This is a genomic window from Desulfosarcina sp., from assembly GCF_033791525.1.
Taxonomy (GTDB): Bacteria; Desulfobacterota; Desulfobacteria; order Desulfobacterales; family Desulfosarcinaceae; genus Desulfosarcina.
This window is the reverse complement of record NZ_JASJGN010000390.1, coordinates 1-11,677: the sequence shown is the minus strand read 5'-3', so window position 1 is coordinate 11,677 and position 11,677 is coordinate 1. Positions and strand designations below refer to the sequence as shown.

Below are 11,677 nucleotides of genomic sequence, written 5' to 3'. Positions count from 1 at the left end.
AAGAGTACCTGGATCTGATTTTCGAAACCTTCTTCACCACCAAAACCGACAGCGTCAAAGGTGTCGGATTAGGGCTGTCCGTCTGCTACGGCTTTATCAAGGACCACGGCGGGGACATCAAGGTGGACAGCCAGATTGGAGAAGGCACCACCTTCACCATCTCACTGCCGGTTTATCAGCAGAAAGCTGAAAAAGAGTAACGATTCCGATTGTTGCGACTCGCTGTGGATTGGATTCATCGGTTACTGTGGCAAAGCGATACGTAAACTTCGGGTTACGGTAATGTGAGGTCCCAGCCGGACTCATTCATGTTCAAACCATGACTGGGTATGAAGGCATACCTTGACCAGCATGAGCATCACCGGCACCTCGATGAGCACCCCCACCACCGTGGCAAGGGCCGCACCCGACGAGAGCCCGAAGAGCATGGTCGAAGTGGCGATGGCCACCTCGAAATGATTGGACGCCCCGATCATGGCCGCCGGCGCGGCGTCCTCGTATTTCAGTTTCAACAGCCGCGCCAGGCCGTATCCCAGGCAGAAGATGAGCACGGTCTGGACCAGCAGGGGCACGGCGATCCAGACGATGGTCAGGGGGTTGCCCAGAATCACCTCTCCCTTGAAAGAGAAGAGCAGCACCAGGGTGAGCAGCAGGGCAATGATGGTGATGGGAGTGAGCACATGCAGGAATTTCTCCTGGAACCACGTCACACCTTTGGCGGTGATGATCCAGCGTCGGGAAAAGTAGCCGGCCACCAGGGGCAGGGCCACGTAGATACCGATGGAAAGCAATAAGGCCTGCCAGGGCACGGGCAACCGCCCCACGCCAAGCAAAAAGCCCCCCAGCACGCCATAGAGCAGCAGCATGGTCAGCGAGTTGATCGCCACCATCACCAGGGTCAGACCGTCGTTGCCCCGCGAAAGAAATCCCCACACCAGCACCATGGCGGTGCACGGCGCGATGCCCAGCAGGATGCACCCAGCCAGGTAGCTGCGCCACAGGGGCACTTCCAGCATTTTTATGCCGTCAACCAAAACCACCGTGCCGGCACCGTGGGTGGCGCCCGAAGGCAGGTCCAGGCCGAAGGGCATCTTCACCAGATCCTTCGCATCGGGCCCGATAAACCCGTAGAAAAGCGTACCGAGAAAAAACAGGGCGATGGCGTACATGGTGAAAGGTTTGACGGCCCAGTTAATGAAAAGGGTCAGAAAAACCGGCTTGCCGCTTTTGCCCGCCTTGATCACTTCACCGAAGTCGATCTTGACCATGATGGGATACATCATGAAAAACAGGCAGATGGCGATTGGGATGGAGACCACCGGCGCCCCGTTCACCGAAATGGCCATGCCGTCCAGGGTCCGGGCCACGCCGGGAGCGACTTTTCCCAGCAGAATGCCGGCAATGATGCACAAGAGCACCCACAGGGAGAGGTAGCGTTCGAATATGCTGGTCATTTTGCGGTCGTTATGGTCAGCTGCGATGTCGTTCATTGGCTGATTCGCTCCTGGTTACTATGGATTCTTCAATATCTCAGGCAGGGATTCGACAAATGCGCGTATTTCGTCGCGCACCCGGCGATAATGGGTCATGGCCGCTTCTTCGGTGGGTTCGTCCTTCGCCAGTGCCGGCGGGTCGTCGAATCCCACGTGAACGATGGGTACGCCACCCGGAAAATAGGGGCAGGTTTCGTGGGCGTGGCCACAGACGGTCACCACGAAGTCCCATGGTTCGCCGACAAAATCACGGGCCAGCTTGGAACGGTGGTGGGAAATGTCCACCCCCGCCTCGGCCATGGATATGACCGCCAGCGGGTTGAGTCCGTGGGTTTCGATGCCGGCCGATCTGGCCTCGATGACGTTGTGCTTCAGGTGGTTCACCCACCCCTCGGCCATCTGGCTGCGGCAGGAGTTGCCGGTGCACAGGAAAAGAATTTTAAGTCTGTCTTTCATCGGGGACCGCTTCCGTTGGCTTTTATCGTTGAATAGGAATTGGCTTTTCTCGCTTCGTCTAACAACGAATCGTCTCTGCTCACCACGGGATGCCGTCAGATCCAACGGAAAACGCAGCCATATAGTCGTCAAGGGATTGTTTCGCCTCGGCGGTCATTGGCGGGCAGTCGCCGCTGTCTTTAACCCCCTCGGCCACCCGGGTAGCAAATACCATGCAGGTGGGCTCACTGCACTCGCGGCAATTGGTCTTTGGCAGACATTTTAATATTTGGATCACCTGGGGCCGGGGCATTCCCTCGTAACGGGGAGTAAGGGTTTCGCGGTTCTCCCAGGCGCCGTTGATCTCACGCTTCAGCCACTCGACAATCTTGCGCGCTTCCATCTCGTCCTTGAGCGCGTTGACGGCGATCTTGCGGCCATGCACGGTAAGCAGTTTACCGTGCATTTTAAAGGTTACCGAGGGTGGATCCTCGATGTAACTGAAACCGCCCAGTTCGGCGTTCAGGTATGGCAGCGCTGCAGAAACATCCTGGTCCAGGTGGGCGAAACACTGTACGGTCATGGCACCGGGCATGCACTCATTGTTGAAGATTTCCATGCGATAGGTTTCGAGCAGCATATTCACCTCCCTGCTACGACAGTATTGATAAGGCGCTGCGGTCGAGGAATGGACGAACCATGAAGTAGATTCCCATTAAACCGACAACCACACCGGCACCCCGTCGAAACCAGTTGCCTGCATCCTGCCAGGCGTGGTTTTCAGTCAATTTTCTCACCATGGCCATGGAGCTACCGGCGACAATGATCGGCAGACAGTGCCCCAGGGCAAAAAGAATCACCATCAACGATCCGGTTGCCCATTTTTGCTGGACGGTGACCACAGCCAGAATGGGGGCGATAAAGCCAAAGGTGCATGTACCGGAAAGAACGCCGTAGGCCAAACCCAATCCAAAAGCACCGTGAACTCCGCGCAGATTCAACCGGTAAAGCATCGACCCGGACACGGAGCAGGCCTGCACCCCCAGCATTCCCAATGCCACCCAGATCAAAATAGCACCCACCGGAACCTGCCACCAGAGGCCCACATCTCCAAGCATGCGTCCCAATCCGGCACAGATGATTCCAACCGCAGCGATAGTGACAAACAGTCCCGATGTGAACGCACCCGCATAAAGTCCCGCCCGTTTAGGATCTACAGCAGTCTCCTGCCCGGCCACATAGGCAACGATCAACGGGATGGACGCCAAGTGGCATGGGCTGAACATAACGCTCACCATGCCCCAGGCGAAACAACCGATAAAGGCGATTGTCGAACCACTTGTCATCCATGCGTTAACGGTGAGAAACAGAGAATCAAGCATCCAGTTCATCCCGCTTGTGTTTAAGTTACGGCTTGACGCCCAACTGGCTCAAGGTCTTCACGATATCGTCTTCAGACATGAATCCCAGATGGCGGGACACTTCCTTGCCGCTGGCATCGTAGAAAATCTGTGTGGGAATTGCCCGGACGCCGAATCGACCGGCCTGATCCCGATTCTCCCAAACATCGATAAAAACGATGGCCGCCCTGCCCTCGTATTTCTTCTCGATCTTTTCAAGGATGGGCGCCATCATCTTGCAAGGAATGCATTTCTTAGCCCCCAGATCGACCATGGTCACCATTCCCTTGACCGGGAGCGTGTCGAAGTCGATTCCGGGATCACTGAAACCAGTCGCAGCCGTACCAAAAACCAGCGCAGCTAATGTAAGAACCATCAATGTTTTATATCGGCGTTTACCTCGCTCCATGAAATCTATCCTTTTTCTTTAGCTGCGCGACATTTCTCAGTGATTTTCCATGATCTACCCAGCGTATTCAGATCCATCATTTCCATTTGTTGCCAAGCTGTTACCGGATCCAACCGAGAACATCTTGCTTCTTGGGAATCTTGCCAACTGACTTCACCTCGCCGTCGATCACCACCGCCGGTGTTCCGAAGACCCCGTATCCGGCAATTTCCATGACATCCGTGACTTTTTCCACCGTCGCTTCGATACCGCTTTCAGCAACGGCATCCTTGACGATCTTTTCCGTCTGCTGGCATTTCGGGCACCCCGGCCCCAGTACTTTGATATCCATATTCTTCTCCTTTTAAAAAAAATGTCCGAAAATCATACCGCTGATCGTGGCCATGATGACAACCAGGCCAACGAAGGCTAAGGTTTTCTTCGTTCCCAGTACACTTCGTATCACCAGCATGTTGGGCAGGCTCAATGCCGGGCCTGCCAGCAGCAGGGCCAGAGCGGGCCCCTTTCCCATACCGGCACCGATTAGCCCCTGAAGGATGGGCACTTCGGTAAGGGTGGCAAAATACATGAACGCCCCCACGACCGAGGCAAACAGGTTGGCCCATAATGAGTTTCCCCCAACCAGGCCGCTGATCCAGGCCGAGGGAATCAAGCCCTCCGCGCCCGGCCGCCCCAGCAGCAAACCGGCCACAAGCACACCGGCCAGCAGCAGCGGCATGATCTGTTTGGCAAAATCCCAGGAGGCGGTAAACCAGGATTCGGTCTCACCACGCGTGGTGGTCAATAGGCTGACAAATGCGACCAGTCCTATCGAAAAAGCGATGAGGGGCTGCTGAGGTATGGCCAGGGCGGGAATGAATACAGCCACCATGGCAATGATCAGTTTGTAGAGCTTGACACGCATCCAACGGACCATCAGGACTCCCAGCATCGTAGCAAACCCGCCTGCCAACAACCACTTCACTGCGAATACAGCCGACCAGAAACCGCCGGCTTGCGCTGGTTTCCCCCAGGTAGCGGATATCAGCAGGCCAACCATGACGGCAAACAGCAGACTGGTCTGCCACAAAGGCCGCTCGACTTCCGGCACCGGCATGTGCATGGCGGCGGCGGCCTTGGCCGATTCTTCCTTCCTGAACATCAGGTGCATGAACAGGCCGATGACGATGCTGAAAACGACGGCCCCGACGGCACGTGCCGCACCGATTTCCGGTCCCAGAATGCGGGCGGTGAGGATGATGGCCAGCACGTTGATGGCCGGTCCCGAGTAGAGAAAGGCAATGGCCGGTCCCAGGCCGGCGCCCCGCTTCCAGATGCCGGCAAACAGAGGCAGTACTGTGCATGAACACACCGCCAGGACGGACCCGGACACGCTGGCCACACTATAGGAGAGTATCTTGTTGGCACCCGCGCCCAGGTATTTCATCACCGCGCCCTGGGAAACGAATACCGCAACGGCACCGGCTATGAAAAAAGCCGGGACCAGACAGAGCAGGACATGTTCCTGGGCATACCATTTTGCCAGAGCCAGGGACTCGATCACCGATTGGGTAAACCGGGCGCTGTCCATGGGCAGGAAGAAGAAAAGCAGAAATCCGCCGACGATCAGACTCAGGGGTTTCCAGATGCCCTTCCAGTCGATCTGGCTGGGTTCGGGCTGGACATCATTATCAGGAGTATCCTCTATTGTTTCATTTTGACCGGTTAATACTAAAGCCTCATTCATGGTGGCCGCCTCCGAAAAGATGGATGACTAACTCTATATATCGCTATTTATACATATCAAAGAAATAAAAAAATCAGTTCTTATTCAGGATCTCAAACCGGTCGATGTGCGCCGTCTTTTCAACCAGCGCCGATATTTCCGGCTCGTCGTTGAGCCAATGCCGAAGGTTGCCGAGCAAAGAAGCTGCAAAGGGGCTCTGGTGGCCGTCGGCCAATGTGTAGTTCACCCAGAGTCCATCCTTTTGGGATGCCACTAACCCTGCGTCTTCCAGCATTTTTAAATGTTTGCTGGCCGTCGACTGGGCGGCGCCAAGGGAGGTCTGTAGTTCACAGACACACATCACACGTTTTTCAAGTATTTTCAATATTTTGACACGGGTCGGGTCGCTAACGGCCTTCATGACGCGGATGAACTCTTTCATGCCTCCTCCATATCGTTATAATGGAATATATAGGTTCGGCCTGAGCGTGTCAACCCACAATAGAAAATTTAACCGTTGGTGTCGTGGCGTGCGGAATGAATCGGCCTCAGCCATCTCGACAAACGGCGAAGCGGCCTGAACATGAAAAAACGAATCAGCCGGCTGAAGTCTGCCATCACCCGGCCGATCTCTTTTTCCACGGAAGACTCTACCCGGCAGAATGAGATGATGCAGCGCTCCGGCCGCAGGTTGTCGGGGAAAAGGCAGGGTCCGGTGCCGTTTTCGAGGAAGATACAGTCTGAAGGGAAAAAGCTTTCTCGGGCAAGGCAGGCCGCCACGGCGTCTTCGATCTCCGGTGCCATGGTCAGGATGTACACCAGGTCCCACTCGGTGATGATATCGGCGGGATGGATGTTCCGGCAACAAAGCCCCCGGCAGCCGGCCATGCACCCTTCCAGGATGGGGGCGGCTTTATGGGACAACACCTGCTGGGCGTGGTGGATATCCCGGCAAATGGCCTTGAGAACCTGGCGCTCATCGCTATCCAGGGCATCGATTTTCTTTCTGGCGGCCTTGAAGCTGTAGTTGAGTCCCATGGTTGATGGCTTCCCGTTGATTGCCCGAAATACGAAGTTTTCTACCGCGACGGGTTTGTAAAAAGTTCGAGATCAAGGCTTGCGAATCCTGAGAATACCGCTATCGCGGGTGCCGTAGGCAGCGTACTAACGGTACGCCGCAGTGACGAGGGATGAAGCGTAACGCAGATATCGGACTTATACGAACCCGTCAAATGAAGCGCTTCATCATCTCATCGACCATCCCATCCACATTGTCCGCCGTGACCCCGTGCTGGGCGCAGAAGGCATCCACCTTGGCGAGTCTTTTGGGGCTGTTCATGTCGACCAGCCGGGAAAAAAGGCCCAGGCGTCGGCCCACCTGAAAACGGCACTGATCCTGGGGTGACAGGTCAAGGAACCGGTCCAGCACCGCCAGGATATCGGATTTGGCTTCGGGGAGACGGCCCTGGACCTCTTCGAACAAGTTGAGAATGTGATCACTGACGATCATACTGGTGATGCCTTTCAGGCTCTCGATAAACAACCGGATCTCCCGGCCCATATCGATATCGTTCAGTTTGACGAATCGCCCGCTGCGGTGCTCCTCGGCCAGGGGAATCCCACCGGGAATGGCCAGGGTACGCAAGCGGATGAAATCCGGGTTGATCTGGTTCAGGGCGTCGGCGGTTTCCAAGGCATGGTCACGGGACAGGTCCTTGCCCCCCAGTCCCGGCATCACATACTCGGACAATTCGATACCGGCCTTTTTCACTTTCCTGCCGGCCTTGATCTGGGTGCGTTTATCCACCCCTTTACGGACCCGGCTGAGCACCGCGTCCGAGCCGGACTCAAGGCCAATGTGAACTCGATTCAGTCCCGCTTCTCGCATCTGCCTCAGGTGGTCGTCGCTGATGCGGGCGATCGTGTGCGAGCGGGCATAGGAGGTGATGCGGTCGACCCAGGGAAATCGGGATCGAAGGTGGCGCAAAATCCGGATCAGCTGGTCGGGTTTGACCACCAGGCTGTTGGCGTCCTGCAGGAAAATAGCACGCATGCCGCCGGCATACCAATTCAGTGCGGCCCCGAAAGCCTGCTGCTCGTGGGCGGCCAGGCCCTGAATCCGTGCATTAATATCCTGACGGAGAATGTGCCCGGATCCGTCGGCAAGGCCTTTCAAGGTCTCCACATGCCGGTGGAGCGCATCGATGTCGTCGATGACGTGGGCTTCGGGTCGAACGGAAAAGCGAGCCCCCTTGTATACCGGGCAGAAGGCGCAGTGGTTCCAGGGGCAGTTGCGGGTCACCCGGACCAGCAGGCTGCCGGCTTCGCTGGGCGGCCGGATGGGGCCCTGTTCAAACCCGTGGTAACGATTCTTATCATGGGGGCGCTGATTCATGGTCGCCGGTCTCCTGTCAGCATGCGGTTGGTCTCTTTGTATACCTGTCATCGATTCAAAAATAAACCCCCTTTGACAAGCGTCGACGGCATGCTTTATGGTAGGCTTCCGATACATGCTGAATACCGAAAGTGGCGAAGAATGCTTAAAAAACTGGGTTTTATCGTATTTTCACTGATCTTTGTGGGAATCTGTACCGCAGGTGTATTGTACATGCATCTCATGGCCTGGGCGGACCGCCCGGTGGGAACAGCCGTCCTGGAGAAGCTGTTCACCGTCTCCCCGGGCCAGGGGCTCAAGCAGACTGCCGATGCCCTCCGGCAGGACGGCCTGGTTTCGGATGCCCTTCGCTTCACAATCCTGGCCAGGCTGGACAAGAAGGACAAACTGCTCAAGGCCGGTGAATACTTTTTCTCCACCGCCATGACGCCAAGGGAGATCCTGGGCCAGATGGTGGAGGGCAGAGTACACCTTTACCGGCTCACCATCCCTGAAGGATACAACCTGGTTCAAATCGCTGCGGCGGTCTCTGCTGCCGGCCTGGAATCGGAAAAAAACTTTATCGATGCAGCCCGCAATCGGGAGTCGGCCCAAAGCCTCGGCTTCAAGGCCGATACATTGGAAGGGTATCTGTTCCCGGATACCTACTATTTTCCACGGGGGCTGGACAGCGCCACCATCATCGCCACGATGGTCAAACAATTCAGGGCGGCTTTTAAACCGGAGTGGGAGCAGCAGGCAAAAGAGAATGGAATGACCGTCCACGAGGTCGTCACCCTGGCCTCCATCATCGAAAAAGAGACCGGCGCGCCCAAAGAGCGCCCGCTGATATCCTCGGTCTTTCACAACCGGCTGAAAAAAGGCATGCGCCTGGAGACCGATCCCACCGTGATCTACGGCATCCCCGATTTTGACGGAAACATCAAACGCCGACATCTGGAGACCCATACCCCCTACAACACCTACAAGATCAAGGGACTGCCACCCGGCCCCATTGCCAGTCCGGGGGCCCTTGCCATAGAAGCGGCCCTTTTTCCCGACCAAAGCGACTATCTCTATTTCGTCTCGAAAAAAGACGGGACCCATCAGTTCTCCACCACCATCAAAGCGCACAACGCAGCGGTAAAAAAGTATCAGTTGAGGAAAAGAAAACGTTGAAAAGACAGCCGAATACGCTCAGGTCCGGTTTCACGACCGGAGCGGCGGCCGCCGCGGCCGCCAAAGCAGCCCTTCAACTGCTGTTTACCGGCCAGGTGCCTAAACGAGTGGGGATTTCTTTCTTAACCGGAGAGACCACGACGATCGCGGTTCATGGATGCCGGTTGGTGGAATCGAACAAGGCGAGCTGCACGGTGATCAAGGATGCCGGCGATGACCCGGACATCACCCATGGCGCCGAAATCGGTGCCGAAGTGACCCTGGAAAAACGATGGGGTGCGGATCCTGTCCGGATCACCGGCGGTGCGGGGGTCGGTGTGGTGACCAAACCCGGCCTCGAGATTCCACCGGGCCGCGCAGCCATTACGTCGGGGCCCGTCACCATGATCACCAACAGCATCAATGCGCTACTCGACGAGCATCCCACCGATGCCGGCATACACGTTGAAGTCTTCGTACCCGAAGGGGAGCGGCTGGCCCAAAAAACCCTCAACGCGCGGTTGGGAATCATCGGCGGCCTGTCCATTTTAGGCACCACCGGCATCGTCCGGCCGATGTCCCACGATGCGTATATCGCCACCATCCAGAAATCCATGGATGTAGCCAGGGCCGTCGGATTGAAGCATCTGGTGCTGACCACCGGCAGACGCAGCGAACGCTTTGCCCAGAACTGCTGGCCGTCGCTGGCCGACGAGTCGTTCATTCAAATCGGTGATTTCTTTCAGGCAGCCATGACCGCCGCCGCAGCAAGGGGATTTTCATCGGCAACCCTGGCCGTCTTTTTCGGCAAGGCGGTAAAAATGGCCCAGAACATCCCCCACACCCACGCGGCAAAATCCGAACTGACCCTAAACACCCTGGCCCGCTGGACCCTGGAACAGGCTGGGGACCGGGATCTGGCCGACTTGATTGCCGCCGCCAACACCGCCCGGCATGCCTTTGACCCGCTCAAGGCAAAGGCCCCGGCAGTAATAACCCACGTGGCCGAACAGGCCCGACACTGCGCGGTGGAATTCTCCGCCAGCAAGATTCGCGTCCGCTGTGTAATCTTCGATTACGACGGCACCACAGCGGTTGACACGCAACCGGATTGGGGCTAGTGTGGCGGCGCATTCATGGTTGAGATCAGATGCCTGAGGACTGAAGACGAAAAAAGACAATCACCAAAAACCAAATGACAAATAAATCACAATAATCAAAGTCAAGATTCCAAACCTTGTGGTCTTGGATATTGTAATTTGGAATTTATTTGAGATTTGTTGTTTGTAATTTGTTATTTGTTAAAATTTATTGTTTCCAGCCTATCCGAGCCAGGAGTAATAAAAGGACACCAAGTGGCCCCACCAGTAACCGTCATCGGCATGGGCGTCTCCCCGGACGACCTGACACGCCGGCAACGTTCAATCATCGAGGCCGCCAACATTCTCGTTGGCGGGAAACGGCTCCTCGCGCATTTCGACCATCTGACCTGCCAACGGCGGGTGGTCGACAGGGACCTTGAGGGAATGGGTGATTTTCTCCATCAGAAGATGCCCGACCACACTATCGTGGTGCTCACCTCCGGCGATCCTCTCTTTTTTGGCATCGGCGCGTTTCTGGTGCGCCGTCTGGGTGCCGAGCGGGTGCACATCCTGCCCAACGTCTCCACCGTGGCGGCCGGTTTCGCCCGTCTGGGCGAACCCTGGCAGGACGTGCGGGTAGTGAGCATGCATGGCCGCAACCACACCGGCGAACTGCTGCGGCATTTGGCCGGCGGCGATACGGTGGCCGTTTATACGGACCCGGCCCATGGCCCTTCGTGGCTGGCGGGTATCCTGGTGGGAAATGGATTTACCGACGTCAGCATGTGCGTTCTGGAGCAGCTGGGCATGCAAGACGAACGGATCAGCCGGATCACGCCGGCGCAGGCGCAGGCGATGACGTTTTCCGATCTCAACCTGGTGGTCCTGAAGCCCGATCCCGTTCGACAGACCACACCGTCCCTCTTTCCCGGCATGCCCGACGACCGCTTCGCCCATGAAAAGGGGCTAATCACCAAGGCCGAAGTCCGTGCAGTGAGCCTGTCCCGGCTGTGCCTGTTCGACCGGGCAGTCTTCTGGGACCTGGGGGCCGGCAGCGGTTCTGTCTCCATCGAAGCAGGGCTTTTCATCAACCGGGGAGATATTTACACCGTGGAGCAAAAGGAGTCGCGGATCCGGCACATCCGTGAAAACCGCTCCCGCTTCGGCATCGGGAACATGCAGGTGATCCAGACCCGCCTGCCCGCCGGTATGACCGATCTGCCCGACCCGGACCGGGTGTTCATCGGCGGCGGCGGCAAGGCCCTGGCCGACATTATCCATATGGCCGCCGACCGCCTGAAACCGTCAGGCATCATCGTGATCAACACCGTCCTGATCGACAACCTCACAACGGCTACGAAGACCATGGAAGGCCTCGGTTTTGACGTGGACATGGTCCAGATCCAGGTAAACCGGGCAACGCCCATGCCTTTCAGCCATCGCCTGGAAGCGGCCAACCCCGTCTGGATCATCACCGGCTGCCGTCCCTGACACGCGCAAAGGTCATCGTTCTCGGGTTCAGAGGTTCAGGGTTCAAAGGTTAATGATCAATCGACAAACGGGACCCTTTTCTTACGGGCCAACCTTCGAGCAAAGTTGACGAAAAATGATAACCCTGAAC

General features: G+C 56.8%; 14 protein-coding genes. 4 read left to right on the top strand and 10 right to left on the bottom strand.

Features of this window, described 5'->3' with window-relative positions; all coding sequences use genetic code 11:
* A partial coding sequence (locus QNK41_RS19350) for an ATP-binding protein (RefSeq protein ID WP_319260340.1) occupies positions 1-200 on the top strand: 200 nt, incomplete at its 5' end.
* A gap of 102 nt (positions 201-302) precedes the next feature.
* Here QNK41_RS19350 and arsB read toward each other — a convergent pair.
* The 10 genes from arsB to QNK41_RS19300 all read right to left on the bottom strand — a co-directional run bounded on the left by arsB (position 303) and on the right by QNK41_RS19300 (position 7,837).
* Positions 303-1,490, bottom strand: a complete 1,188-nt coding sequence (gene arsB / locus QNK41_RS19345; RefSeq protein ID WP_319260337.1) for an ACR3 family arsenite efflux transporter — start codon at positions 1,488-1,490, stop codon at positions 303-305.
* A gap of 21 nt (positions 1,491-1,511) precedes the next feature.
* Positions 1,512-1,949: an arsenate reductase ArsC gene (locus tag QNK41_RS19340; protein ID WP_319260334.1), complete on the bottom strand. Its 438-nt coding sequence runs from the start codon at positions 1,947-1,949 to the stop codon at positions 1,512-1,514.
* 79 nt (positions 1,950-2,028) lie between these two features.
* Positions 2,029-2,568 (bottom strand): (Fe-S)-binding protein, encoded by a 540-nt coding sequence (locus tag QNK41_RS19335; RefSeq protein WP_319260332.1) that lies wholly within the window; start codon positions 2,566-2,568, stop codon positions 2,029-2,031.
* A gap of 13 nt (positions 2,569-2,581) precedes the next feature.
* On the bottom strand, positions 2,582-3,310 hold the full coding sequence (locus QNK41_RS19330) for a cytochrome c biogenesis CcdA family protein (protein ID WP_319260329.1): 729 nt from the start codon (positions 3,308-3,310) through the stop codon (positions 2,582-2,584).
* 25 nt (positions 3,311-3,335) lie between these two features.
* Entirely contained in the window at positions 3,336-3,737 is a 402-nt protein-coding gene (locus tag QNK41_RS19325; protein WP_319260327.1) for a thioredoxin family protein, read from the bottom strand.
* Positions 3,738-3,837: 100 nt separating this feature from the next.
* Positions 3,838-4,068, bottom strand: coding sequence for a thioredoxin family protein (locus QNK41_RS19320; RefSeq protein WP_319260324.1), 231 nt, complete (start codon positions 4,066-4,068; stop codon positions 3,838-3,840).
* Positions 4,069-4,080: 12 nt separating this feature from the next.
* Positions 4,081-5,463 (bottom strand): permease, encoded by a 1,383-nt coding sequence (locus QNK41_RS19315; protein WP_319260322.1) that lies wholly within the window; start codon positions 5,461-5,463, stop codon positions 4,081-4,083.
* A gap of 73 nt (positions 5,464-5,536) precedes the next feature.
* Complete coding sequence (locus QNK41_RS19310; RefSeq protein WP_319260319.1) at positions 5,537-5,884, bottom strand: metalloregulator ArsR/SmtB family transcription factor; 348 nt, start codon at positions 5,882-5,884, stop codon at positions 5,537-5,539.
* 68 nt (positions 5,885-5,952) lie between these two features.
* A complete protein-coding gene (locus QNK41_RS19305; protein WP_319260317.1) occupies positions 5,953-6,480 on the bottom strand; it encodes a hypothetical protein in 528 nt (175 codons plus the stop codon).
* A gap of 190 nt (positions 6,481-6,670) precedes the next feature.
* On the bottom strand, positions 6,671-7,837 hold the full coding sequence (locus QNK41_RS19300; protein WP_319260315.1) for a radical SAM protein: 1,167 nt from the start codon (positions 7,835-7,837) through the stop codon (positions 6,671-6,673).
* A 141-nt stretch (positions 7,838-7,978) separates the two neighbouring features.
* Here QNK41_RS19300 and mltG point away from each other — a divergent pair, with 141 nt between their 5' ends.
* The 3 genes from mltG (at position 7,979) to cbiE (ending at position 11,547) form a co-directional block, all read left to right on the top strand.
* Positions 7,979-8,995: an endolytic transglycosylase MltG gene (mltG, locus tag QNK41_RS19295; protein WP_319260312.1), complete on the top strand. Its 1,017-nt coding sequence runs from the start codon at positions 7,979-7,981 to the stop codon at positions 8,993-8,995.
* Positions 8,992-10,095 (top strand): cobalt-precorrin-5B (C(1))-methyltransferase CbiD, encoded by a 1,104-nt coding sequence (gene cbiD, locus QNK41_RS19290; RefSeq protein ID WP_319260310.1) that lies wholly within the window; start codon positions 8,992-8,994, stop codon positions 10,093-10,095. The genes mltG and cbiD overlap by 4 nt, the downstream gene beginning before the upstream one ends.
* A gap of 234 nt (positions 10,096-10,329) precedes the next feature.
* Positions 10,330-11,547, top strand: coding sequence for a precorrin-6y C5,15-methyltransferase (decarboxylating) subunit CbiE (gene cbiE, locus QNK41_RS19285; RefSeq protein ID WP_319260308.1), 1,218 nt, complete (start codon positions 10,330-10,332; stop codon positions 11,545-11,547).
* Positions 11,548-11,677 lie beyond the last annotated feature (130 nt).